24 protein-coding genes and 1 riboswitch are annotated in these 24,380 nt (G+C 68.8%); of the genes, 12 read left to right on the top strand and 12 right to left on the bottom strand.

The features are described 5' to 3' along the window. Positions 1–70: 70 nt before the first annotated feature. Positions 71–1,279, top strand: a complete 1,209-nt coding sequence (locus ICC28_RS20265) for an MFS transporter (protein WP_188290049.1) — start codon at positions 71–73, stop codon at positions 1,277–1,279. A 75-nt stretch (positions 1,280–1,354) separates the two neighbouring features. Here the strand turns inward: ICC28_RS20265 and ICC28_RS20260 are convergent, their stop codons facing one another. Further along, on the bottom strand, positions 1,355–2,221 hold the full coding sequence (locus tag ICC28_RS20260; RefSeq protein ID WP_188290048.1) for a GNAT family N-acetyltransferase: 867 nt from the start codon (positions 2,219–2,221) through the stop codon (positions 1,355–1,357). Between the two features lie 194 nt (positions 2,222–2,415). Here ICC28_RS20260 and ICC28_RS20255 point away from each other — a divergent pair, with 194 nt between their 5' ends. Further along, positions 2,416–3,045, top strand: coding sequence for an HAD family hydrolase (locus ICC28_RS20255; protein ID WP_188290047.1), 630 nt, complete (start codon positions 2,416–2,418; stop codon positions 3,043–3,045). 3 nt (positions 3,046–3,048) lie between these two features. Here ICC28_RS20255 and ICC28_RS20250 read toward each other — a convergent pair whose 3' ends face one another. From ICC28_RS20250 to ICC28_RS20230, 5 genes are all read right to left on the bottom strand, one after another. Continuing rightward, positions 3,049–3,531 carry an NUDIX domain-containing protein gene (locus ICC28_RS20250; RefSeq protein WP_188290046.1) on the bottom strand — a complete coding sequence of 161 codons (483 nt, stop codon included), beginning with the start codon at positions 3,529–3,531 and terminating at the stop codon, positions 3,049–3,051. Between the two features lie 100 nt (positions 3,532–3,631). Then, a complete protein-coding gene (locus ICC28_RS20245; protein ID WP_188290045.1) occupies positions 3,632–4,537 on the bottom strand; it encodes a LysR family transcriptional regulator in 906 nt (301 codons plus the stop codon). 229 nt (positions 4,538–4,766) lie between these two features. Next, the gene (locus ICC28_RS20240) at positions 4,767–5,906 is read right to left on the bottom strand and encodes a cystathionine gamma-lyase (protein ID WP_188290044.1); all 1,140 of its coding nucleotides are present in this window, start codon (positions 5,904–5,906) and stop codon (positions 4,767–4,769) included. Next, the gene (locus ICC28_RS20235) at positions 5,903–6,394 is read right to left on the bottom strand and encodes a low molecular weight protein-tyrosine-phosphatase (protein ID WP_188290043.1); all 492 of its coding nucleotides are present in this window, start codon (positions 6,392–6,394) and stop codon (positions 5,903–5,905) included. The genes ICC28_RS20240 and ICC28_RS20235 overlap by 4 nt, the downstream gene beginning before the upstream one ends. Positions 6,395–6,400: 6 nt before the next feature. Further along, entirely contained in the window at positions 6,401–6,778 is a 378-nt protein-coding gene (locus ICC28_RS20230; protein ID WP_188290042.1) for a phage holin family protein, read from the bottom strand. A gap of 59 nt (positions 6,779–6,837) precedes the next feature. On the opposite strand from ICC28_RS20230, the gene ICC28_RS20225 reads away from it, so the two are divergent. The 4 genes from ICC28_RS20225 (at position 6,838) to ICC28_RS20210 (ending at position 9,395) form a co-directional block, all read left to right on the top strand. Further along, the gene (locus tag ICC28_RS20225; RefSeq protein ID WP_188290041.1) at positions 6,838–7,155 is read left to right on the top strand and encodes a cupin domain-containing protein; all 318 of its coding nucleotides are present in this window, start codon (positions 6,838–6,840) and stop codon (positions 7,153–7,155) included. A gap of 182 nt (positions 7,156–7,337) precedes the next feature. Continuing rightward, a complete protein-coding gene (locus tag ICC28_RS20220) occupies positions 7,338–7,550 on the top strand; it encodes a DUF5326 family protein (RefSeq protein WP_151477293.1) in 213 nt (70 codons plus the stop codon). Positions 7,551–8,144: 594 nt separating this feature from the next. Then, entirely contained in the window at positions 8,145–8,858 is a 714-nt protein-coding gene (locus tag ICC28_RS20215; RefSeq protein WP_188290040.1) for an IclR family transcriptional regulator C-terminal domain-containing protein, read from the top strand. A gap of 99 nt (positions 8,859–8,957) precedes the next feature. Beyond that, positions 8,958–9,395, top strand: a complete 438-nt coding sequence (locus tag ICC28_RS20210) for an SsgA family sporulation/cell division regulator (RefSeq protein ID WP_188290039.1) — start codon at positions 8,958–8,960, stop codon at positions 9,393–9,395. A gap of 188 nt (positions 9,396–9,583) precedes the next feature. Here ICC28_RS20210 and ICC28_RS20205 read toward each other — a convergent pair whose 3' ends face one another. Next, positions 9,584–11,308, bottom strand: coding sequence for a YibE/F family protein (locus ICC28_RS20205; RefSeq protein WP_188290038.1), 1,725 nt, complete (start codon positions 11,306–11,308; stop codon positions 9,584–9,586). A 71-nt stretch (positions 11,309–11,379) separates the two neighbouring features. Then, a riboswitch (TPP riboswitch) is annotated at positions 11,380–11,569 on the top strand. On the opposite strand from ICC28_RS20205, the gene thiC reads away from it, so the two are divergent. Together thiC and ICC28_RS20195 are read left to right on the top strand one after the other, a co-directional pair. Continuing rightward, complete coding sequence (thiC, locus tag ICC28_RS20200; RefSeq protein ID WP_223189148.1) at positions 11,562–13,391, top strand: phosphomethylpyrimidine synthase ThiC; 1,830 nt, start codon at positions 11,562–11,564, stop codon at positions 13,389–13,391. (Overlaps the previous riboswitch by 8 nt.) 142 nt (positions 13,392–13,533) lie before the next feature. After that, positions 13,534–14,013 carry a hypothetical protein gene (locus ICC28_RS20195; protein ID WP_188290037.1) on the top strand — a complete coding sequence of 160 codons (480 nt, stop codon included), beginning with the start codon at positions 13,534–13,536 and terminating at the stop codon, positions 14,011–14,013. A gap of 37 nt (positions 14,014–14,050) precedes the next feature. Here ICC28_RS20195 and ICC28_RS20190 read toward each other — a convergent pair whose 3' ends face one another. Next, positions 14,051–14,530 carry a hypothetical protein gene (locus ICC28_RS20190; protein WP_188290036.1) on the bottom strand — a complete coding sequence of 160 codons (480 nt, stop codon included), beginning with the start codon at positions 14,528–14,530 and terminating at the stop codon, positions 14,051–14,053. Positions 14,531–14,698: 168 nt separating this feature from the next. Here ICC28_RS20190 and ICC28_RS20185 point away from each other — a divergent pair, with 168 nt between their 5' ends. Beyond that, positions 14,699–16,174 (top strand): VWA domain-containing protein, encoded by a 1,476-nt coding sequence (locus ICC28_RS20185; protein ID WP_188290035.1) that lies wholly within the window; start codon positions 14,699–14,701, stop codon positions 16,172–16,174. Positions 16,175–16,225: 51 nt separating this feature from the next. On the opposite strand, the gene ICC28_RS20180 is transcribed toward ICC28_RS20185, so the two are convergent. The 3 genes from ICC28_RS20180 to ICC28_RS20170 all read right to left on the bottom strand — a co-directional run bounded on the left by ICC28_RS20180 (position 16,226) and on the right by ICC28_RS20170 (position 19,676). Beyond that, positions 16,226–17,098: a hypothetical protein gene (locus ICC28_RS20180; protein WP_188290034.1), complete on the bottom strand. Its 873-nt coding sequence runs from the start codon at positions 17,096–17,098 to the stop codon at positions 16,226–16,228. A gap of 193 nt (positions 17,099–17,291) precedes the next feature. Further along, entirely contained in the window at positions 17,292–18,362 is a 1,071-nt protein-coding gene (locus tag ICC28_RS20175) for a metallophosphoesterase family protein (RefSeq protein WP_188290033.1), read from the bottom strand. 201 nt (positions 18,363–18,563) lie between these two features. Beyond that, entirely contained in the window at positions 18,564–19,676 is a 1,113-nt protein-coding gene (locus tag ICC28_RS20170; RefSeq protein ID WP_188290032.1) for a LacI family DNA-binding transcriptional regulator, read from the bottom strand. Between the two features lie 440 nt (positions 19,677–20,116). Between ICC28_RS20170 and hisC the strand changes: the two genes are divergently transcribed. Further along, complete coding sequence (gene hisC, locus ICC28_RS20165) at positions 20,117–21,196, top strand: histidinol-phosphate transaminase (RefSeq protein WP_188290031.1); 1,080 nt, start codon at positions 20,117–20,119, stop codon at positions 21,194–21,196. Positions 21,197–21,212: 16 nt separating this feature from the next. Here the strand turns inward: hisC and ICC28_RS20160 are convergent, their stop codons facing one another. Next, complete coding sequence (locus ICC28_RS20160; protein WP_188290030.1) at positions 21,213–21,590, bottom strand: cyclophilin-like fold protein; 378 nt, start codon at positions 21,588–21,590, stop codon at positions 21,213–21,215. Positions 21,591–21,801: 211 nt separating this feature from the next. On the opposite strand from ICC28_RS20160, the gene ICC28_RS20155 reads away from it, so the two are divergent. Both ICC28_RS20155 and cydB read left to right on the top strand, forming a co-directional pair. Next, entirely contained in the window at positions 21,802–23,310 is a 1,509-nt protein-coding gene (locus ICC28_RS20155; RefSeq protein WP_188290029.1) for a cytochrome ubiquinol oxidase subunit I, read from the top strand. A 20-nt stretch (positions 23,311–23,330) separates the two neighbouring features. Further along, positions 23,331–24,335 (top strand): cytochrome d ubiquinol oxidase subunit II, encoded by a 1,005-nt coding sequence (gene cydB / locus ICC28_RS20150; protein ID WP_188290028.1) that lies wholly within the window; start codon positions 23,331–23,333, stop codon positions 24,333–24,335. Positions 24,336–24,380 lie beyond the last annotated feature (45 nt).

Here is a 24,380-nt window from a genome sequence, read left to right as displayed (position 1 = left end):
ATAGCGCGTACGCAAGTATTGTCAGTCGGCGTAAAGCGCTTCTGCAATCTTCTGGGAAGGGTTCGTCCCCATGCCGCTCGCGCTCTTGGCCCTTGCGATCGGGGCCTTCGGAATCGGAACGACCGAGTTCGTGATCATGGGCTTGCTGCCCGAGGTCGCGGGCGATTTCGGGGTCTCCATCCCCACCGCCGGCCTGCTGGTGACCGGCTACGCGCTCGGCGTGGTGGTCGGCGCCCCTCTGATGACCGTGCTCGGCACCAAGGTCTCCCGCAAGCGGATGCTGATGCTGCTGATGGTCCTCTTCATCGCCGGCAACCTGCTGTCCGCTCTCGCTCCGGCCTTCGCCGTCATGATGGTCGGCCGTGTGGTCGCCTCGCTCGCCCACGGTGCCTTCTTCGGCATCGGATCGGTCGTCGCGGCCGACCTGGTGGCCCCGGACAAGAAGGCCGGCGCCATCGCGATGATGTTCACCGGACTCACCGTCGCCAACGTCGTCGGTGTGCCACTGGGCACGTTCGTCGGCCAGTCGGTCGGATGGCGGGTCACCTTCGGCATCGTCGCCGCACTCGGTGTGGTCGGCCTCCTGGGCATCGCCAGGCTCGTCCCCGACCTGCCCAAGGCCGAAGGCGTGCGCCTGCGTCATGAACTGGCCGCCTTCAAGAACACACAGGTCCTGCTCGCGATGGCGATGACCGTCCTCGGCTTCGGCGGTGTCTTCGCGGCCATCACCTACATCGCACCGATGATGACCCACGTCGCCGGGTTCTCCGACAGCTCGGTCACCTGGCTGCTCGTTCTCTTCGGCCTCGGTATGGTCGGCGGAAACCTCGTCGGCGGCCGGTACGCGGACCGGGCCCTGATGCCCCTGCTCTACGTCTCCCTGGGCGCCCTCGCCGTCGTCCTCGCCCTGTTCACGCTCACCGCACATCACAAGGTCCTCGCGGCCGTCACCATCGCCCTGATCGGCGCCCTCGGCTTCGCCACCGTCCCGCCGCTGCAGAAGCGCGTGCTCGACCAGGCCCACGGCGCCCCGACCCTTGCCTCGGCCGTCAACATCGGCGCCTTCAACCTCGGCAATGCGCTCGCGGCCTGGCTCGGCGGACTCGTCATCGCCGCCGACATGGGATACACCTCCCCGAACTGGGTCGGCGCCGCGCTCGCCGCGGCCGCGCTGCTCCTGGCCCTGCTCTCCGCGGCCCTGGAGCGCCGGGACCGTGTGCCCAGCACTGTCGTCACGGGCGCTTCGCCCGCTGAGCGCGAGGTGGCCGTCCACCACTGACCGACGACAGCACGACCGCGTGAACGCCGGTTCCCGACAGACCTCGGGAACCGGCGTCGACGTATCGGAGCGTCCTCAGCCCGCCGCGACCGTGAGCGGTGCGAACCGCCGCTGCCAGTCCCCGGGAAGCTCGGCGATGCCGTAGGTCATCACCGTGTTGAAGGCTACGGAGGAAAGGCCCTGCTCCTTGGCCCAGGCCAGCAGCTCCTCGTGCCGCACGTCGATGTCGGTGCGCAGCGGTCGGTCGGTGACGGCGGCGAGTGAGGTGATCAGGGCCTTCGCGGTCTCCGTGTCGCGGGCGATCAGCGGGCCCACGACGTGGGTGTCCATGTTGGGCCAGGCCGCCGCGTAGCCGATGATCCGGCCGTTCTCCTCGGCCACACGCAGGTGGTCGGCGAAAGCCGGCAGCCGGGTGATCAGGGGCGTGCGGTCGGAGCCGAACACCTCCTCGTCCAGCCGCAGGATCGCGCTGAGGTCCTCGGCGTTCGCCGCCCGTGTGGCGACCGTCGGCTCCGGCCCCCTCGCTACGAAGTGGCCGCGCAGCATCTCCGCCCGGCCGGTGGCCTTGAAGCCGAGTTCCTCATAGAGCGGCTGACCGTACGGGGTCGCGTGCAGGGTCAGCGGTGTGGTGCCCATGGCCGAGACGACGTGGTGCATCAGCCGGCGCCCGATGCCCTGCCGGGCGTGCCGTTCGGCGACCAGCACCATGCCGATCGCTCCCAGATCCGGGCTGCCGTGAGGACCGTACTCGGTGACCACGCAGGCACTGACGAGACCCCCGTCGGGGTCGTCGATGCCGTAGCCCTTCCCGGCGGTGAGGAGGAAGCCCCACTTGTGCTCCTCGCGGGGCCAGCCCCGGTTCTCGGAGAGGTCGGCGCAGGCGGAGAGATCGCGCAGCGTCAGACGGCGGATGGGCAGAGCGGCGGGAGAAGGAGTCGGCACGCAGGTCAGGCTGTCTGAAGGGGGGCCTTGCCGTCCACCCGTTTCGGGGGAGACGTACGAGCTTTTGGCCACGTTGTGGTCCACGGGAGGTGAGCCGGCCGAGGCAGGCTGTTTCACGTGAAACATGGACGAACAGCGTGCGGCTGACTGTCCTGACAGGGGGTAGTCTCCGCGCTGCCGCTAGCCTCCGGATCATGACACGGCTGCATCTCTTCGACCTTGATGGCACGTTGCTGCACGGTACCTCCGCTCCTGTGGAGATCTCGCGGCAACTCGGACTTGAGGCGGAGACGGTGGCGCTCGACCGGGCGATCTCGGCAGGTCTGATCGGGCCGCCGGAGTACGCGGCGCAGGTGCACGCGCTGTGGGCGGATCTCACCGAGGCGCATGTGGTGGCTGCTTTCGAGGGGGCTCCCTGGCTGGCCCGTATCCGTGATGTCTGGGCGGAGATCGGACAGCGGGGCGAGTACTGCGCCGTGGTGTCCCTCTCGCCCTCCTTCTTCGTGGAGCGGCTCACGGAATGGGGCGCGCACGCGGCCCACGGATCCGTTTTCCCCGCGGTGCCGTTCACCGAGCCGGTCGACCCGGCCGGTGTGCTCAGCGCCGCCGCCAAGGTGCACATCGCCGACCGTCTGTGCGCGGAGTTCGGAGTCACGCGCGCCGACTGCATCGCTTATGGCGACTCCATGTCGGACAAGGACCTGTTCGGTGCCGTCCCGATCTCCGTCGCGGTCAATGCGGACAGCCATCTGTCCGGCCTTGCCACGCACTCCTACATGGGCAGAGACCTGTGGGATGCCTATGCATTGGTGCAGCGAGGCTGACGCTCAGCCCAGGTCGGGGGCGTGCATGGCACGGACGCCCTCGATGTTGCCGTCCAGATAGTGGCGCAGCGACAACGGGACGAGGTGGACGGAGGCGATCCCCACACGGGTGAACGGCACCCGGACGATCTCGTACTCGCCGACCGGCTCCTCGACCTCCGGGCCGTGCCGCAGGGACGTGTCCATGGATCCCAGTCGGCAGACGAAGAAGTGCTGGACCTTCACGCCGGTCGCGCCGCCGTCCTCGCCGATGTGCTCGACGGTGTCGACGAAGCAGGGCACCACATCGGTGATCTTGGCGCCGAGTTCCTCGTACACCTCGCGGTGCAGGGCATCGACGACGGTCGTGTCCTCCGGCTCGACTCCGCCGCCGGGGGTGAGCCAGTAGGGATCCATGCCGGGCTTGGTGCGCTTGATCAGAATCAGGTCGTCACCGTCCAGCAGAACGGCGCGGGCGGTGCGCTTGACCACGGGTCGGACGGTCATGGGAGAAATGTGGCCCGGCTGGTTCCACGTGAAACATAGCCGGACGTCATGGGGTGCCATCGGCGGGTGATACCTCGCCCGAGCCCCGTCGGTTGTGCGCTCACCCCCAGTCGGTGGCCGCCCGCAGCAGCCAGTCATGGGCCCGCGCGATGTGGGGCATCGCCAGGGTGCCGGTGCGGACCACCAGGAAGTACGTTCGCAGCGGCGGTACGGCGGGCTCGTGCAGGGCGACGACCTCGCCCCGCTCCAGGGCCTGCGCACACAGATAGCGGGGCAGGACCGCGATACCCGCGCCCGTGACGGCACAGGCGAGGACCGCTCGCAGGTCGGGAACGACGACGGTGCCCGGCCCGGACGGACGGGAGTCGAAGACGGAGGCCCAGTACCGGGAGACGAAGGGCAGCGACTCGTGCACCTCGATCACCGGTAGGTTCTCCAGCTCGGACGCCGACTTGATGCGCGGGATGCCGGAGCCGATCCACTCCGCCCAGCGCGGGGCGGCGACCAGGACGTGCTCTTCGTCGCAGAGCGGAGTCGCGGTGAGCAGAGCGCCACGAGGACGGGCCGTACTGATGGCCAGATCATGGTGTCCGGCGGCCAGCCCTTCCAGGGTCTCCTCGGCATGGCCGAAGGAGGCGCGCAGCGCGAAGCCCTGGCCGTCTTCGCCGGTCAGCTCCGTCAGCGCGGGAAGAGCCCGCTCCGCGGTGAACTCAGGAGGCCCGGCAAGATGCAGCGTCCGTAAGGAGGACTCGTCGTCGAGGCCCGTCTCGGCGATCTCCACCAGGGCGTCGAGATGAGGCGCGGCCTTGTGGGCGAGCTCGTCGCCGATGGTCGTCGGGGTCACTCCGCGGGCCTGCCGCAGGAACAGCGGGCGGCCCAGTTGCCGTTCCAGGGTGCGAATCTGCGAGGTCACGGCAGGCTGGGACAGACCGAGCAGCGCGGCGGCGCGGGTGAAGGAGCCGGCCCGGTGGACGGTCACGAAGGTGCGCAACAAGGCCAGATCCATGTCACGCCCTCCCCTTCCCTGCCTTCCCCGCAGCCCCCCGGCCGCGCCCAACTATAAATATGTCGATAGGTCTCTGTCGCTACTGTGATTGGACACTGACACAGAGTCAACTAGCCTTGTTCGCGCGGTTCTTCGCGCGCGGAACCGAGGACGGTCCGAGCCACGAGGGGGGAGGCTCGGACCGTCCGTTGTACGTAGCCGTGTACCGGCCGACGCGTATGTCCGGCGGTCAGCGCGCCGACTCCTGCAGCGCACGCAGCACATCGGCCACCAGGTCCTCGGGATCCTCCGCGCCTACCGAGAGCCGAATGAAACCCTCCGGCACCGCATCCCCGCCCCAGCGCCCGCGCCGCTCCGCCGTGGAGCGCACCCCGCCGAAGCTGGTCGCGTCGTCGACGAGCCGCAGGGCGTCGAGAAAACGCTCGGCACGCGCGCGCGTGGGCAGCGTGAAGGAAACCACGCACCCGTAGCGCCGCATCTGCGCCGAGGCGACCTTGTGCGAAGGGTCGCTCAGCAGTCCCGGATAGCGCACCCCGAGCTCCTCGGGCCAGGCGTGCAGTGCCTCGGCGACGGCCAGCGCGGTGGCGCTCTGCCGGTCCACCCGCAGCTGGAGCGTGGCGAGGGAGCGATGAGCCAGCCAGGCCTCCATGGGGCCGGGAATCGCTCCGACGATCTTCCGCCAGCGGCGTACGGCCGCCATCGCCTCGGGGTCGCCTCCGGTGACGTATCCCAGCAGGATGTCGCCGTGCCCGGTGAGCTGCTTGGTGCCGCTCGCCACGGAGAAGTCGGCGCCGAGCTCCAGCGGACGCTGTCCGAGCGGCGTGGCGAGTGTGTTGTCGACGGCTACAAGGGCGCCGCGCGCGTGTGCAGCCTCGGCCAGCCGCCTGATGTCGCACACGTCGAGGCCCGGATTGGAAGGGGTCTCGATCCACAGCAGCTTCGCGCCGTCGAGGACGTCGAGCTGGGCGTCGCCGCCGGTCGGCGCGGTGCGCACCTCGATGCCGTACGCCTCCAGTTGGTCGCGCACCAGGGGCAGCGCCTGGTAGCCGTCGCTGGGCAGGACGACGGCGTCTCCGCTTCGCAGTTGCGAGAAGAGCACGGAGGAGATGGCGGCCATGCCCGAGGCGAACACGAGCGTTTCGACGCCGTCCTCGCCGGGCGCCTCCAACTCGCCGACGGCCCGCTCCAGGTGGGTCCAGGTCGGGTTCTCGTCCCGGCCGTAGGTGTACGGGCCGGTGGGGTCGCCCGGCAGGTGGAAGTGGGCCGCGAACACCGGCCCGGGCAGGGTCGGCTCGTGCTTGACGGGCTCGGGCAGACCCGCCCGTACCGCGCGCGTGCCGTCGCCCTTCGACGCGTCCGTTGCACTCATGCCGCCTGCCCTTCCACGGCCTCGCGCACCGCGGCGAGCAGGCCGGTGCCGGCCGCCTCCACCATGTCGAGGCAGGTCTCGAAGCCGTCCATGCCCCCGTAGTACGGGTCCGGTACGTCGAGGTCGTCGCCCGCGGTGGGGTCGTACGAGCGCAGCAGCCGGATCTTGGCAGCGTCCCGTTCGGTGGGCGCGAGGCGGCGCAGCGCCTTGAGGTGGCTCTCGTCGAGCGCGATGACCAGGTCGAGGCCGGCGAACCAGGACGCCCGGAACCGGCGGGCGGTGTGGTCGCTGTCGTAGCCGTGTTCCTCAAGGACGGACACGGTGCGCGGGTCGGCGCCGTCGCCCTCGTGCCAGCCGCCGGTGCCGGCGCTGTCGACCTCGACCAGGCCGTCTAGCCCGGCCTCCGTCACGCGCGCGCGGAAGACGGACTCGGCCATCGGGGAGCGGCAGATGTTGCCGGTGCACACGAAGCACACGCGGTACGTCATCGGCGCTCAGTCCCCGTCGGGCAGGGCGACGTTGAGCGCCCAGGAGACGATCGAGATGATCAGGCCGCCGAGGACGGCCGTCCAGAAGCCCTCGACGTGGAAGCTCAGGTCGAGCTTGTCGGCCAGCCAGGAGGTCAGCAGCAGCATCAGCGCGTTGACGACCAGGGTGAACAGGCCGAGCGTCAGGATGAGCAGCGGCAGGCTCAGGAGCTTCACAACCGGCTTGACCAGGAAGTTGACCAGGCCGAAGAGCAGCGCGACCAGGAGCAGGGTGCCGATCTTCTTGCCCGTGCCGTCACCGGTCAGGGTGATCTTGTCGAGCAGCCACACCGCGACTGCCAGGGCACCCGCGTTGGCGATCGTCTTGACTACGAAATTCTTCATGTGTCTGATCGTGGCAGACGAGATCGGCTACGACACAGGCGCAGAGGCGGACGAGAGAGATGAAGGCATTCCGGCTGGACGAACTGGAGGCGGAGCGCGCCGCCAACGAGGGCGCCTACCTGCAGTTCCTGCGTGAGCGGAACATGTCGGTCGGTCTGTACGCGCTCAACGCCGGCGAGCATGATCCACAGAAGCCGCACAACCAGGACGAGGTCTACTTCGTCGTGAGCGGCCGTGCCCACATCACCGTCGGCATGGAGACCACGCAGGTGGCGCGTGGCAGCGTGGTGTACGTACCGGCCGGGGTCGCCCACAAGTTCCACCACATCAGCGAGGATCTGCGGGTGATGGTGGTGTTCTCTCCGGCCGAGAGCTGATCCGCCACCCCGGGGTTCCCTAGGGGATCGATCAGGGGAGGACAAGGGGTGCGAGGCCCCCGTCGGCGCACCCGCGGCTCTAGCATCGAGTGCAGGACGTGAGAGATGGGCCCGCCGACAGGAGCGGGGCCCGTCCGACCGGGCCCGGCACTGAGCCGGGCGGAGAGATGAGGACGAGGGCGATGCGTGAGATCTTCGCGGGAATGCCGTGGTGGGTGAAGTGGGTTGCGGTGCCTGTCATCGCCCTGGTGGTGTTCGGCGGGCTGATAGCCAGCGTCGTCGGTTTCGTCATCGGGCTGCTGTTCAAGCTGCTGGTCTTCGTGGCACTGGTCGGCGGACTCATCTACGTCGTACGGAAGTTCATGTCGAGTTCCTCCTCGCGCAGCGACTGGTGAGGGGCGCGCGGGCAACCGGCGAGCGGTAACGGGAATCGCCGGTTCCCTCGGGCGAGGGAAGTTTTCCGGACAGGTCGTCTGCAAGCGGTGGCGGACGATTAGAGTCCGGAAACCGACGCGGGGACGACCCCGCGAGTGGCGTACACCCTCCCCCGTGTTCCCCGCACGGGCTGCCCCCTCGCGCTTTGGGAGTGACCCTTGGCCACGGTTGACACCGCACCCTCCGAGATCCGCATCCGCCCCCCGGTACAGCCCGCGCCTCCCCAGCGGACGCGACCGGCCACGCCGCCGCCCGCACCGCCCGCACCGGCACGGACGCCGACCGCGCACCCCGGGCAGGTGCAGCCCATCGGCTCCGCGAAGCCGGAATCCCCTTCGAGTACGGCGTCCCCTTCGAGCGCGGCGCGGCCATCGAACTCCGGGACATCTCCGAGCCCGGTACGGCCGCCTCACCCCGGCTCCCCTCCGAATGCCGGCCCCCCACCGGGCCTCGGCCCCCTCGCGAGCTCCGGCCCCCCACCGAGCCCGGTACAACCCGTCAGATCCGGCCAGCCGTCGGCCTCCTCGACGCTCATCGGATCCGTCCAGCGCGCGATGCGTCTGCTGGAGTCCGTCGCCGCGCACGAGCACGGCGCCCCGGCGAAGCAACTGGCCCGGGAGACCGGCCTGGCGCTCCCCACCGCCTATCACCTGCTGCGCACCCTGGTGCACGAGGGCTATCTGCGGCGCGACAAGGGCCTGTTCTTCCTCGGTGAGGCGGCCGAGCGGCTGAGCAGCAGCGGAGCACAGCAGAAACGTCGCAGCACGGTCGTCGACGCCCTCGCCCACTGGCGCGACGCCATCGGCGTCCCCGTCTACTACGCGATGTACAGCGACGGCGAGATCGAGGTCATGTGCGTCTCCGACACCCCGGGCAATCCGGCCGTGGAGGAGTGGGCCGACTTCCGGGAGACCGGGCACGCGCACGCGATCGGACAGTGTCTGCTGTCCCAACTGGACGAGGGCGCGCGCCGTGACCACCTGGACCGCTACCCCGTGCAGCCCATCACCCCGTACACGGCGCGGGACAGCCACGCCCTCCTGCGCCGTCTGACGCGGATGCGGCGGATGGAACCGGTGATCGAGCGTCAGGAGTACGCGTTGGGAACGGTGTGCGCGGCCATCCCGATCACGGTCGGCACCACCGCCGCCACCATGGCCATCTCCCTCCCCGTCCACCAGGAGGACCGGCTGCTGGGGGCGGTACGGCAACTGCAGAGCGAGGTCGGGCGGATGCTGGGGTCACTCGCGATCTCTATCAGCATCTGAAAACTCACTCCTTGTGATCTGTTGTGTACGTTCAGCAAGATTTCATCAGGGTCGGGACGATCATTCCTGGCTGTTCTACGGCAGATGACGGGGTTGGCGATGCGTGAGTCCGTACAGGCAGAGGTCATGATGAGCTTTCTCGTGTCCGAGGAGCTCTCCTTCCGCATTCCGGTGGAGCTGCGCTACGAGGCCACTGATCCCTATGCCGTGCGGCTGACCTTCCATCTGCCCGGAGACGCCCCGGTGACCTGGGCATTCGGGCGCGAGCTGCTGATCGACGGGGTGGGCCGGCCGTGCGGGGAGGGCGACGTCCACGTCGCGCCGGCCGACCCCGAGTCGCCGGGTGACGTCCTGATCCGTCTTCAGGTCGGCGGTGACCAGGCGGTGTTCCGCTCCTCCTCGGCACCCTTGGTGGCCTTCCTGGACCGCACGGACCGGCTGGTGCCGTTGGGCCAGGAGGGTGCGCTGTCCGACTTCGACGCCAGCCTCGACGAGGCGCTGGACCGGATCCTGGCCGAGGAACAGAGCGCGGGCTGAAGCGTTACGGGAGCGCCGGGGTGGTGGCGTAACGCTTCGCCGTCGTGTCGCGGGAGGGGTGCAGGAACGCTTCTTCCGGGGGTTGCGGGTGCGCGGGCGGGCAACCTGGGCGTGCCGGTTCGCGGGGGTGCCGGTTCGCAGGCGTGCCGACTGACCCCGGCCTGCGGGGACCGGGACGCTCCCGCGGATCACCGCTTGCGTCGCCGTCCCCGTCCGCCGCGGGCCGGAGCCGAGGCCGTGCCGGGCGCCGTCGGCGCGGTCTCCCGTGCCGGACGGTCGGCCGAGACCATCAGCGCGGCCAGGGCCGTGGTGACCGGAACCGATGCGACCAGGCCGATCGAACCCACCAGCGTGCGCACGATTTCCTCCGCCACCAACTCACTGTTGGCAACCGTCCCCACGCTGCTCTGCGCGATCGAGAAGAGCAGCAGCAGCGGTAGCGCGGCGCCCGCGTAGGCGAGGACGAGCGTGTTGACGACGGACGCGATGTGGTCGCGGCCGATACGGATGCCGGCCCGGTACAGCCCGCGCCAGCCCATCGTCGGGTTGGCCTCGTGCAGCTCCCAGACCGCCGAGGTCTGCGTGACCGTCACATCGTCGAGGACGCCGAGCGAACCGATGATGATGCCGGCCAGCAGCAGACCGCTCATGTCGATGTCCGGATACAGGCCGTGGATCAGGCCGGTGTTGTCGTCGGTGTTGCCCGTCAGAGCGGCCCAGCCGATGAACGCCGAGCCCAGGATGCCGATCAGCAGCAGCGAGATCAGCGTGCCCAGCACCGCCACGGACGTACGGGCCGAGAGCCCGTGGCACATGTAGAGGGCGATCAGCATGATGGCGCTCGCTCCGACCACCGCCACGACCAGCGGGTTCGAGCCCTGGAGGATCGCGGGGAGGATGAAGAGCGTCAGTACCAGGAAGCTGACGGCCAGGGCGACCAGTGCCATGACCCCGCGCAGTCGGCCCACCAGCACGACGGCGAGCGCGAAGATGCCGGCGAGCAGCGCCATCGGGACGCGGCGGTTGACGTCGGTGACGGCGTACTGCAGGTCCTTGGGCGCGGAGGGCTCGTAGGCGACCACGACCTTCTGGCCCTCGTTCAACTGCCGTGACTGGTCGGGCTGCACGATCTCGGTGAACGTACGGCCCTTGTCCTGGCCCGTGTCGACGCGGATCGTCGCCTTCTTGCAGGTGCCGTCCGCCTGCTGCTGGGCGGAGGAGCCCTCGGCGGTTGAGGTGTCGCCGGTCGGCGGGACACCCGAGGCGTTCACCGCCGAGCAGCTCACCTCCTCGACCTTGGTGACCGTCGCCTGCTGGGTCTGCCGGTCGAAGCCGACCCCGGTGCGCTCGTGCGGCGGCGCCCCACCGGGCCACAGCACCGCCAGTCCTACGACCACTGCCGCGGCGAACGGGATCAGGATCGCCGCGATGACCTTGCGCAGGTGCTTGGAGACCGGTGCCGCCGGACCGTGGGCGTGACTGTGGGAGTGACCACCGTGTCCGTGGCCGTGGCCGTGGCCGTGTCCGTCACCGCCACCGGGGGAACCGGGACCGTGATCGCGCCCGCCACTGCCGGGCCCACCACTGCCGGGCCCACCACTGCCGGGACCGCCACTGCCAGGCCCGCCCCCGCCGGGACCGCCTCCACCGGGGCCGCCCCTGCCCGAGCCGCCCCCGCCGGGACCGCCTCCACCCGGGCCGCCCCTGCTCGACCCGCCCCCGCCGGGCCCACCACTGGGAGCGCCTCCGCCGGGACCGCCGTTGCCATGGGCACTCCCCCCAGACCCACCACCGCCGGGCCCGTACCCGTCCCCGCCGCCGAAGCCACGGCCGGCGGGGCCGCCTCCGGAGCCGGGGCCGGGGCCGCGGGGCGGCTCGGGCGGTGGGAACGGGGGTTCATGCGTCGTGGTCACCGACCGATCATCGCAAGAACGGCAGGGGCCCCCTGTTCACCGCGCCCGAATTGACGCTAGCGTGGAGCCACCTTTGTACACGCGGGAGCTCGGAGCACCGGGCTGAGAGGGCGCTGACCTCCGTCCCAGCGATGTTTCACATGAAACGTCACCGAAGAAGAGTGATGTTTCACACGGAGCATCGGCAGACGGATACCGCTGCGTCGACCGCCGAACCTGTTACCGGGTAATGCCGGCGTAGGGAGTAGGTCTCATGACCATCAAGGACGCACGCACGCCTGCCTCCGTCCAGGGCGACACCAAGAGCACTGCCCAGGACGACAAGCCCCAGGAGGCCGGGAAGTCCATCGGCTGGCACAAGGCGTACGTCGAGGGCTCGCGCCCCGACCTGCGGGTGCCGGTTCGTCAGGTGCACCTCACCAACGGGCAGTCGGTCACCCTGTACGACACATCGGGCCCGTACACGGATCCGCTCGCCGACACCGACGTCCGCCGGGGCCTGGCCCCGCTGCGGGAGAACTGGATCATCGGCCGCGGCGACACCGAGGAGTACGCGGGCCGCCCCGTCCGTCCCGAAGACGACGGGATCAAGCACACCTCGCCGCGCGGCGGCAACCTGCGCAACCTCGACGCGGTCTTTCCGGGACGGCCCCGCCTGCCGCGCCGCAGCCGCGACGGCAGTGCGGTCACGCAGCTCGCCTACGCCCGCCGCGGCGAGATCACGCCCGAGATGGAGTACGTCGCTATCCGGGAGAACGTTTCTCCAGAGGTGGTCCGCGAGGAGATCGCCGAGGGCCGGGCGGTGCTCCCCGCCAACGTCAACCACCCGGAGATCGAGCCGATGATCATCGGCAAGCGGTTCCTGGTGAAGGTCAACGCCAACATCGGCAACTCGGCGGTGACCTCTTCCATCGAGGAGGAGGTCGAGAAGATGACCTGGGCGACCCGCTGGGGCGCCGACACGGTCATGGACCTGTCCACCGGCCGCAACATCCACACCACCCGCGAGTGGGTGCTGCGCAACTCCCCCGTCCCCATCGGCACGGTCCCGCTCTACCAGGCCCTCGAAAAGGTCGACGGCAGGGCCGAGGAGCTGACCTGGGAGATCTACAAGGACACCGTCATCGAGCAGGCCGAGCAGGGCGTGGACTACATGACGGTTCACGCGGGCGTCCGCCTGCCGTACGTCCCGCTGACCGCCAACCGCAAGACCGGCATCGTCTCCCGCGGCGGCTCGATCATGGCCGCGTGGTGCCTCGCGCACCACAAGGAGTCGTTCCTCTACGAGAACTTCGAGGAGCTCTGCGAGATCCTCGCCGCCTACGACGTCACGTACTCCCTCGGCGACGGCCTGCGGCCCGGCTCGATCGCGGACGCCAATGACGAGGCACAGTTCGCGGAGTTGAGGACGCTCGGGGAACTCAACCGGATCGCGAAGCGTTTCAATGTTCAGACCATGATCGAGGGCCCGGGACATGTCCCGATGCACAAGATCAAGGAGAACATCGACCTTCAGCAGGAGATCTGTGATGAAGCTCCGTTCTATACGCTCGGCCCGCTGACGACGGACGTCGCGCCGGCGTACGACCACATCACCTCCGGCATCGGTGCCGCGATGATCGCCTGGTGGGGCACGGCCATGCTCTGCTACGTCACGCCCAAGGAACACCTGGGCCTGCCCAACCGTGACGACGTCAAGACCGGCGTCATCACCTACAAGATCGCCGCCCACGCAGCCGACCTCGCCAAGGGGCACCCCGGTGCACAGGAGTGGGACGACGCGCTGTCCGACGCCCGTTTCGAGTTCCGCTGGGAGGACCAGTTCAACCTGGCCCTCGACCCGGACACAGCACGGGAGTTCCACGACGAGACCCTGCCGGCCGAGCCGGCGAAGACCGCCCACTTCTGCTCGATGTGCGGACCGAAGTTCTGCTCGATGAAGATCAGCCAGAGCATCAACGAACGGTTCGGCGGTACAGCGGCCGAGGGCGCGTCCCAGGAGGAGATCGCCGAAGGGATGCTCCAGAAGTCGAAGGAGTTCGCGGCCAGCGGGAACAGGGTGTACCTGCCGCTCGCGGACTGAGTGAAGCTGCTCGCCGTCGGACTCGTGATCCACCGTGGGGCACGGGTCCGACGGTCCGACTACTGGCCAAGCCTTGAGCCGAGAGAGACAGCCGCTGGATACGGATCTACGCTCGAATGGGGAGGTCACCCCAGGAGATCCGATGAAGAACCGAGTGATCGCTGTAGCGATTCTGACCATGGTCGGCCTCGCCTTGGCCGTATCCGGTGCCGCCCTGTCCCTCCCGGCAGTGTCGGCTCAGGCGGCACCACCCTCGCCTACGGCGACGTACGACCCGCTGACCGCCCGAGAGTGGGCGCTGATCGCCAAAGACCCTGACGATCACATTGGCGAGCACTACGTCGTGTACGGAGTCGTCACACAGTTCGACGCAGCGACAGGCCCCGACGCCTTCCGCGCCGATGTCGACGGGGTTCGACACGCCGAGGCCTACGAGTATCCGACCAACACCGTTCTGACCGGGGACGAAGCAGCTCTCGACCAGATAGTCATGGGGGACGCCTTCAGAGCGAAGGTCGAGGTCACTGGAACCCTTACGTACGAAACGCAGATCGGAGGGTCCACGACTGTCCCGCAGTTGCAGGTGGACGCCATAAAGGTGATAGACCCTGCGGGGTCCTGACCCCTTCGACGCGGGGCAGCGCCCGACGCCCTCACCTCTAGAGCGCCCAGATGATCAGAAGCGGTCCGTAGACGGCCGCCAGAGCCCAGAGGAGGCGTCTCCATTCGAACGTCACGATGATCCGAGCCGGGCCGTCGTCACTGTCGCCGGGTGACTGTGACGCCGTGCGGTGCGCCTCCGCAAGCAGCCGGAGGGCTCTGCGGTGGGTCCGGTATCCGGTGAACGTGCCCAGCAGTGAACTGCCGAAAGCGACCGAGCCGAGGGTCCGCCCGTCGCGCAGGGAGATGACCAGGCCGTCGTCGGCCGTCACCCGCGCGACATCGCTCCAACTAACGGTCGAGGTCAGGAGGAGGTTGGTGACGGACACGCGGTCGGTGGTCCAGCGGATCGCGGAATCCCACCCAAGTGCCCAGAGGAAGACAGCCATACCACCGAGCAGGAATGCCGCCGGCGGTTCTTCCTGCAGCGGCCCCATCAGAAGGGAGGCGAAGAAGTAGCCGGCGACCGCTCCGGTCACAGGCAGCCATGTGTACGCGGGCCGTCTGATCACCTTCATCCGCATCGCGGATCACCCCCCTCACCACGATCGATCCTCCACACCGGACGGAGACGGGGTCAAGATCGTGTGCGCCCGCATGGCGGCTCGGCCTTTCGGGGGCACCAGCTCGCTCGGCACACTGATCCCATGACAGCACTGAGCAAGGGCGCCAATCTTCCTGTCGACTCCCCGGTGGTTCGTGTGGAGCTCTCCTGGTCCGACGGGCCGGGGGTGCCGGACGTGGATGCCTCGGCGCTGCTGCTCACGGCGGCCGGCCGTGTGCGTGACGACGGTGACTTCGTCTTCTACAACCAGCCGCACCACGCGTCGCAGGCCGTCACCCACCTGGGCAAACAGCGTGCCGCGGGCACCACGACCGACACCGTCGCGGTGGAGTTCGGTTCGCTGGAGCCGGCTGTCGAGCGGATCGTGCTGTGCGCGTCGGCCGACGGAGGCACGTTCGGGCAGGTACCCGGACTGATGTTGAAGCTGGTCGACGAGCGGACCCGGGCCGAGCTCGCGCGGTTCGTGATGGAGGCCGGGACGGAGACCGCCTTCATCGGTGGCGAACTGTATCTGCGACAGGGGAGGTGGAAGTTCCGGGCGGTCGGACAGGGATACGCCTCCGGACTCGCGGGCCTGGCCACCGACTTCGGCATCTCGGTCGACGAGGAGGACGACCGGACGGCATCGGCCGCTGTACCGACGGCACCGGCCGCCGTACCGCCGGTGCAGGCCCCCGTACCGCCCGCACCGCCCGTAGCCACGGCGCCGCCCACCCCGCCGACACCATCCGTACCACCCACGCCCGCCACCCCCGTGACACCGTCCGCCCCCACCCCACCGCCGCCCTCCCCCCGCCTCACCAAGGGTGAGGAGCGCCTCCCGGTGGACATGCGCAAGCGGCTGGACCTGCGCAAGCAGCAGGTGGCGGTCAGCCTGACCAAGCACGGGGCGGCCGGTGTCACCGCTCGCGTCATCCTGGTCCTGGACGCCTCGGGGTCCATGTCCTTCCTCTACTCCGGTGGTGTCGTCGCCGATGTGGTGGAGCGGATGGCCGCCGTGGCAGCGCAGTTGGACGACGACGGCGAGATGCAGGCCTGGACGTTCGCCTCGAACCCGGCCCGGCTGCCCGACCTCCGCCTCGGGGAGCTGCCCGAGTGGCTGCGGCTGCACGTCCGGTGCGGCGAGATGAGCCTCTTCGGCGCGAAGAAGAGGAAGAGGGGGCTGGAGGACAGCCAGGTCGACATGCGGGCCGTAGGCATTCAGAACGAGGAACAGAAGGTGATTGCCGAAGTAAGGAACTACGTCCGGGCGAACCCGGTACAGGTGCCGACCCTGGTCCTGTTCTTCTCCGACGGCGGCGTCTACCGCAACGCCCAGATCGAGAAGGAGCTCAGGGAGGCGGTGGAGGAGCCGATCTTCTGGCAGTTCGTGGGGCTGGGCAAGTCCAACTACGGCGTGCTGGAGCGGTTCGACACCCTGCCCGGCCGCCGCGTCGACAACGTCGGGTTCTTCGCGGTGGACGACATCAGCACCGTTCCCGACCCGGAGCTGTACGACCGGCTCCTGTCGGAGTTCCCCAGCTGGACCGTCGCCGCGGGCCGTGCCGGCATTCTCTGACCGTCCGGAAGTTCGGCTTGCGCTCCCCGGCGCGGGGGCGCAAGCCGAGGGTCACTCCGGCTGGTGTTCCGGGCCTCCGAAGTCCGGGCTGGTGTAGTCCGGGCTGCTGAAGCTCGGGCGCGGGCCCGCCGCGGAGCCGTCGTCGGGGCTGCTGAACCCGGGACGGTCGTACCCGAGGTGCGGGATACGGCTGGTCGGCGCCGTGGGTGCCGTACCGCGCAGGGCGGTCGCGGTGCCGGGGTCGGCCAGTGCGTCCCGCAGGAACGGCAGGATGCCGCGCTCCAGCAGGGCTTCGCGCCAGGCATCCCTGGCCCGGGCCACCTCGCCGCCCAGCTCGCCGTAGGGGCCGGTGTCGAGTGCCGGCCGGTTGCGCAGGGCGGTGAGCAGGAGTCCGACGGCGGCGACGAGGATCGCGGCCGCCGTCACGGCACCGAAGACCCATCCGGTGGTGAGCATGGTCTGGGCGAACGCCGGCTCGGGTTCCAGCATTTTCAGGATGTAACCCACGAGCAGGAAGATCGCCGCGGCGATTCCGGCGAGGAGGGGGGTGAGGACGGCCGTGACGGCGACGATGCCCGCGCCGGCGGTCTCGGCGGTGGCCTCTCCCACGGTGGCGGCGAGCCCCATCGTGCCCGCGCCCGACTCCGGGGAGCCGGGTTCGCGCACGGACGACGGGGTGGACGGCGCCGGGTGGCGCAGTTCCTCGCGGACCTTCACGTAGTGCTGGTACTCGGTCGCCGCGGCCGCCGTGATGAGTGTGGTGGCGTTGAGCGCCATGGTGCGCAGCTGTTCGGCATTGAGCCGCTCACCTACAGCGGCCAGTTCCGGTCGGTGTGGTGCGGAGCGCAGCGCCTCGTCGAGGATCCGCTCGTATTCCTGGCGGTCCTCACTGTGCAGGTGCTGCGGAACGCTGTTCATGTGCATCCCCCGATGCTCCGTAGGGCTTGGGGCTCGCACGCTGACGAGCCGTCGGGCAGAAACGGAGGGGAGCCTGCTACGGATAAGCCGATGGTAGAGCGGTGACGGCACACGGTGACAGGGGGTTTCCAGAAATTGGCCCCTGGCCTGCGCCGTCCTGCTTCACTCCACCACAGGGGGACGCCTGCCCGGTGAACGTTCAGATATCCAGGGGAAGTTGCCGGACCAGCAGTTTTCCGGCCATGGTCACTCCGCCGTCCATCGCGATGGCGAGTCCGTCGGCGTAGACGTGCGGTCCCTCGACGACAGGCCCGCCGTCGTCCTCGCCGTCCTCGGAGCCGACCTCGCCCAGCAGATAGGGGATCGGGCTGTGCCCGTGAACGATGCGGGTGCCGCCGTACGTATCGAGCAGGGAGCGCACATGGTCGGCGCCGCCCTCGTCGCGGAAGGAGAAGCGCTTGGTGAACTTGCGGAACAGGTCCCACACCTCGTCCGCGTCGTTGCGGGTGAGCGTCTCGCGGACGGTGTCGTTGACTTCTTCGATGGAGCGGCCGTAGTCGAGATAGGCGGTGGTGTCGGAGTGGACGAGCAGATGCCCGTCGACCTCCTCCATGGCGTCGAGACGGGCCATCCACTGCAGGTGGTGGTCCTGGAGGCGGTCCATGTCGGACTTCTGGCCGCCGTTGAGCAGCCAGGCGGCCTGGAAGGTGGCGGTGCCCGCGCCGGAGTTGACGGGGGTGTCGCCGAACCGCTTGGCGCCGATGAGCAGCAGCTCGTGATTGCCCATGAGGGCCTTGCAGTAGCCGCCGGCCGCGGCGGCCTCGGCGGACAGCCGCATCACGAGTTCGATCACGCCGACGCCGTCGGGGCCGCGGTCGGTGAAGTCGCCGAGGAACCACAGCCGGGCGGTGCCCGCGCACCACTGGCCCGCGGCGTCGATGAGGCCCTGCTCGCGGAGCGCGGCCACCAGCTCGTCGAGATAGCCGTGGACGTCCCCGACGACGTACAGCGGCCCCGCGCCGCCCGTGGCCTGCGGAACGGCCACGGGGTCGACGCTCACCTGAACCGTGTCATCGCGGTTGATGACGGGGAGGTCGCGCTGGGTCGGGGTGTACCCCTCCGGGTAGGTCTCGTCCACGGGAGGGGCGGCCTCGCCGGGGTGCGTGCCGGGGGCGTACGGACCGGTCTCGTGGACGTACGCGGGCACCCGGAAGTCGCGCAACGTCGCCGTCCGCTCCACCTCGGGTCCCTGACCGGCCCCCTGAGTCATCAGACCCCTCCACCATCGCGCCGCAGCTGCACCGCTTCGGACTGCCTGGTCGCAGCGGCCCGCGGTGTCGTGGGCCCATCATAGGAATGCCGATCGCGCCATGTGATGACCCAGGGGTGGTGAATCAGAGCAGGGCTCCAGTTCACCGCGGCTTTCGCCCCGGTTGGACCGGGCTTCTACCGCCTGCTGTCCGGCCTCGTCCTACTGCTCCTCGGGCGACCGCGGCGGGCTGACCGTCGTGCGGGGCGGACGTCGCTGGGACGAGGTACGCACGAACAGCTCCGTCGGTATCACCTGCTCGACCGGTTGGTCCGATTCGACGCCCTCGATGGCGTCGATGAGGAGCTGCACCACGGCCGTGCCGATGCGCCGCGGCTTCAGGGACAGCGTGGTGATGGGCGGCTCGGTGCTGGCGTACACGGTGGACTCGCTGCAGCAGACCAGAAGCAGGTCCTCCGGTACGCGCAGTCCGTAGCGGCGGGCGGCGGCGAGCAGGTCGGTGCCGTTGGGGTCGAACAGTCCGTAGACGGCGTCGGGGCGGTCGGGGCGGGCCAGCAGCCGGTCGGCGGCGACGGCGCCGGCACACGGGTCGTGCGCCGGGTAGGCCTCGTACACCGGGTCCTGGCCGACGCGTTCGCACCAGCGCAGATAGGCCGTGGTCGACAGATGGGTGTACGTGTCGGTCGTCGTCCCGGTCAGCAGGCCGATGCGGCGGGCGCCGGCGTCGGCGAGGTGGTCGAGGATGCCGAGTACGGCGGCCTCGTGGTCGTTGTCGACCCAGGCCGTGACCGGCAGGGATCCGACCGGGCGGCCGTCGGAGACCACCGGAAGGCCCTGTCGGACCAGTTCGCTGACGACCGGGTCCTGGTCGGAGGGGTCGATGACGACGGTGCCGTCGAGGGCGACGTTCGACCAGACGTCGTGGCGGGAGGTGGCGGGCAGAATGACGAGTGCGTAGCCGCGGGCGAGCGCGGCCGAGGTGGCGGCGCGGGCCATTTCGGCGAAGTACGCGAACTCGGTGAAGGTGAAAGGTTCATCCCCGTACGTCGTCACGGTCAGGCCGATGAGGCCCGATTTGCCGGTACGGAGGGTTCGGGCCGCTGCTGATGGGCGGTAGCCCAGTCGGTCGGCGACTTCACGGACGTGGCGTCGGGTGGCGTCGGGGAGCCGGCCCTTGCCGTTGAGGGCGTCGGAGACGGTCGTGATGGAGACTCCGGCGGCGGCGGCAACGTCTCTGATGCCTGCCCGGCCCGGCCTGTTGCCCCGGCGGGCGGTCTCCGCGCGGCTCACCTGGTGCTTCCCTGCTGCTGTCATGGCGAGCCGATAGTAGGGCTCATGCGGTGGGGTAGTGCGGACGCATATGCAGCTGTTGACAGGCACGTTTCTGCAAGGTCATAAAGCGTCAGGATCCTTTGATTGAAAGGGAGTTGAGCGCTCCAATGGCAGTACGTGACTTGTCGACGCGTGCCCGCCTGCCAAGTTCCCGATGTTTCGAAGAGGTCTCAACTCACCTTCACGAGGGATGCGCGCCACGGCGCGAGCCACCGGCGCATAGATATATGTGTGACGCGCCCCCCAATTCGTACGGCTTCGCGTGCTGATGCACCTGATGCCCGTGTGACGGATGAGGTCTGCTCATGTGACGTACCCGGACCGTCCGCACCTGTACGCAGGCGGGCCGAATCCTCATAAGGTGAGAAGCATTGGAAGCCGGTGGTGTCGATGGACCGCCGGTGGTCGCGAGGAGGACTGCGGTGAGCGAGACGAGCCCCAAGCTGCGCGCCGAGCTGGAGGGGATCCCCACCTACAAGCCGGGCAAGCCCGCCGCGGCCGGTGGGCCGGTGGCCTACAAGCTGTCCTCCAACGAGAACCCCTATCCGCCGCTGCCGGGCGTGATGGAGAGCGTGACCACGGCGGCCTCCTCCTTCAACCGCTACCCGGACATGGCGTGCACCGGCCTGATGAACGAGCTGTCCGAGCGCTTCGGGGTGCCGCTCTCCCACCTGGCCACCGGCACCGGCTCCGTCGGCGTGGCTCAGCAGCTGCTCCAGGCCACCGCCGGACCGGGCGACGAGGTCGTCTACGCCTGGCGGTCCTTCGAGGCGTACCCGATCATCACGCAGATCAGCGGCGCGACGTCGGTGCGGGTGCCGCTGACGCCGGGCGATGTGCACGACCTGGACGCGATGGCCGACGCCGTCACCGACCGGACCCGGCTGATCTTCGTCTGCAACCCCAACAACCCGACGGGCACGGTGGTGAGGCGGGCCGAGCTGGAGCGCTTCCTCGACCGGGTGCCCGGCGATGTGCTGGTGGTGCTGGACGAGGCCTACCGCGAGTTCATCCGCGATGCCGAGGTGCCGGACGGTGTGGAGATCTACCGCGACCGGCCGAACGTCTGCGTGCTGCGGACCTTCTCCAAGGCGTACGGGCTGGCCGGTCTGCGGGTCGGCTTCGCGATCGCGCACGAGCCGGTCGCGGCGGCGCTGCGCAAGACGGCGGTGCCCTTCGGCGTGAGCCAGCTCGCGCAGGACGCGGCCGTCGCCTCGTTGCGCGCCGAGGACGAACTGCTCGGCCGGGTCGGCTCGCTGGTCTGCGAGCGCAATCGCGTGGTCGACGCGCTGCGCGCGCAGGGCTGGACGGTGCCCGAGACCCAGGCCAACTTCGTGTGGCTGCGGCTAGGGGAGCGCACGGTCGCCTTCGCGGCGGCGTGCGAGCAGGCCGGCGTGGTGGTCCGGCCGTTCCCGGGGGAGGGTGTGCGGGTGACGATCGGGGAGTCCGAGGCGAACGACATCTTCCTGAAGGTGTCGGAGGCGTTCCGCAAGGAGCTCTGAGGCCCGCTAAGGGGCTTTAAACGGCTACGAGTTCCACGCGCACGGGGTCACCGTCCCGGGCCGTGGCGAGCAGCCGTGGGTCGCCGTCGAGGCGGCCCAGAACATTGCACGGGCTCGCGAGGCGGCACTCTTCCCCGTCTCGCGAGATCGGCGTGGGCCCGTAGGGGAGCGCCAGCGCGTCGCCGTCGGTCCAGAAGGCGACCGTGCCCGGCTCGACGACCTGCCGCGCGTCCGTTTCACGTGAAACCGAGACGTTCGTGTCGAAGTAGACCTCCTCGCCCCAGGTGCGGACGGTGGAGACAAGGGGCAGTGCCTTGGCGAGGGCCTGACTGGTCGGGGTGTCGTCGAGGGTCGCGGTGAGGTGGCCGGCGGGCCATGAGATGAGTATCTGCATGGCAGGCAATTCAACAAGATGTTGAAGTCTGCGCCAAGAAGAGTGCCCGAACGGCCTAAGTGAGACCCCCCTTCGAGCTTCGATAATCAGTGCGTCATAATTGCTTGTGAATGTGAACGCGTTCACAAGCGTGTCCGGGTTGATCCCCTGATGAGCGGGACATAAGGGGCAAACTGCCGCTGTACCACGGCGACGTAAGGAGACTGACGACGTGGACCTGGCTTTGGCGCCGGAGACACTGGCGCGATGGCAGTTCGGCATCACCACCGTCTACCACTTCCTCTTCGTCCCCCTGACGATCTCGCTCGCCGCGCTGACGGCCGGCTTGCAGACGGCCTGGGTGCGCACGGAGAAGGAGAAGTACCTCAGAGCGACCAAGTTCTGGGGCAAGCTCTTTCTGATCAATATCGCGATGGGCGTGGTCACCGGCATCGTGCAGGAGTTCCAGTTCGGCATGAACTGGTCCGACTACTCGCGGTTCGTCGGTGACATCTTCGGAGCGCCTCTGGCCTTCGAGGCGCTGATCGCCTTCTTCTTCGAATCCACCTTCATCGGCCTGTGGATCTTCGGCTGGGACAAGCTGCCGAAGAAGATCCACCTGGCCTGTATCTGGATGGTGTCGATCGGCACGATCCTGTCGGCGTACTTCATCCTCGCGGCCAACTCGTGGATGCAGCACCCGGTCGGCTACAGGATCAACGAGGCGAAGGGGCGGGCCGAGCTCACCGACTTCTGGCTGGTTCTGACGCAGAACACCGCACTGGCCCAGGCCTTCCACACCCTGTCCGCCGCCTTCCTCACCGGTGGCGCGTTCATGGTCGGCATCTCGGCCTTCCACCTGCTGCGCAAGAAGCACATCCGCGAGATGAAGACCTCGCTGCGGCTCGGTCTGGTCACCCTCGTCATCGGCGGCATGTTCACCGCGGTCAGCGGTGACGTCCTCGGCAAGATCATGTACGAGCAGCAGCCGATGAAGATGGCCGCGGCCGAGGCGCTGTGGGACGGCGAATCCCCCGCCCCCTTCTCGATCTTCGCCTACGGCGATGTCGACAAGGGCCACAACAAGGTCGCCATAGAGATTCCGGGACTGCTGTCCTTCCTGGCCAAGGACGACTTCAGTTCGTACGTGCCCGGCATCAACGACGTCCAGAAGGCATCGGAGGAGCAGTTCGGACCCGGCGACTACCGGCCCAACATCCCCGTCGCCTACTGGGGCTTCCGCTGGATGATCGGCTTCGGCATGGCCTCCCTCGCCGTCGGCGTGGTCGGACTCTGGCTGACCCGCAAGAAGTTCATGCTCCCGCAGGCCCTGCGGGTCGGTGAGGACGAGGTGCCGAACCTGGTCCTGTTCCGGAAGAAGGCACTCGGCCCGAAGCTCACCAGGTGGTACTGGCTCATCGCGATCTGGACCCTGGGCTTCCCGCTGATCGCCAACTCCTGGGGCTGGATCTTCACCGAGATGGGCCGCCAGCCGTGGGTCGTCTACGGCGTGCTCCAGACCCGTGACGCCGTCTCGCCCGGTGTCTCGCAGGGCGAGGTGCTCGCCTCGATGATCATCTTCACGGCGCTCTACGCCGTCCTCGCGGTGATCGAGGTCAAGCTGCTCGCCAAGTACGTCAAGGCCGGCCCGCCCGAGCTCACCGAGGCCGACCTCAACCCGCCCACGAAGATCGGCGGCGACTCCCGTGACGCCGACAAGCCGATGGCCTTCTCGTACTAGGCCGAGGGAGCTGCACAGTCATGGAACTGCACGACGTCTGGTTCGTCCTGATCGCCGTCCTGTGGATCGGCTACTTCTTCCTGGAGGGCTTCGACTTCGGGGTCGGCATCCTCACCCGGCTGCTGGCCCGCAACCGGCCCGAGAAGCGGGTGCTGATCAACACCATCGGCCCGGTCTGGGACGGCAACGAGGTGTGGCTGCTGACGGCGGGCGGCGCGACCTTCGCCGCCTTCCCCGAGTGGTACGCCACGCTCTTCTCCGGCTTCTACCTGCCCCTGCTGCTCATCCTGGTCTGTCTGATCGTCCGGGGCGTCGCCTTCGAGTACCGGGCGAAGCGGCCCGAGGAGAACTGGCAGCGCAACTGGGAGACCGCGATCTTCTGGTCCTCGCTCATTCCCGCGTTCCTGTGGGGTGTGGCCTTCGGCAACATCGTGCGGGGCGTGAAGATCGACCGGAACATGGAGTACGTCGGCAACTTCTGGGACCTGCTCAATCCGTACGCGCTCCTCGGCGGCCTGGTGACGCTGACGCTGTTCACCTTCCACGGTGCGGTGTTCGTCGCCCTCAAGACCGTCGGGGACATCCGGGAGCGGGCGCGGAAGCTGGCGCTTCAGGTGGGTCTCGGCACGGCGGTGCTCGCGCTGGTCTTCCTGCTGTGGACGCAGGTCGACGGCGGTGACGGAAAGAGCCTGGTAGCCCTGGTCGTGGCCGTGGCGGCACTGGTGGCGGCACTGGCGGCGAACCAGGCCGGGCGTGAGGGATGGGCGTTCGCCCTGTCCGGCGTCACCATCGTGGCCGCCGTGGCGATGCTCTTCCTGACGCTCTTCCCGAACGTCATGCCGTCCTCGCTCAATGACGAGTGGAGCCTGACGGTCACCAACGCCTCGTCGAGCGCGTACACCTTGAAGATCATGACCTGGTGTGCCGCTATCGCCACGCCGATCGTCCTGCTCTACCAGAGTTGGACCTACTGGGTCTTCCGCAAGCGGATCGGTACCCAGCACATCGCAGAACCCGCGCACTGAGTCCGGATGGGGTCGTGTTTCACGTGAAACATGACCCCATAGACC

Source organism: Streptomyces sp. TRM68416, assembly GCF_014596915.1.
Taxonomy (GTDB): Bacteria; Actinomycetota; Actinomycetes; order Streptomycetales; family Streptomycetaceae; genus Streptomyces.
Note: the sequence above shows the minus strand (reverse complement) of the source record. Positions and strands in the feature narration are given on the sequence as shown.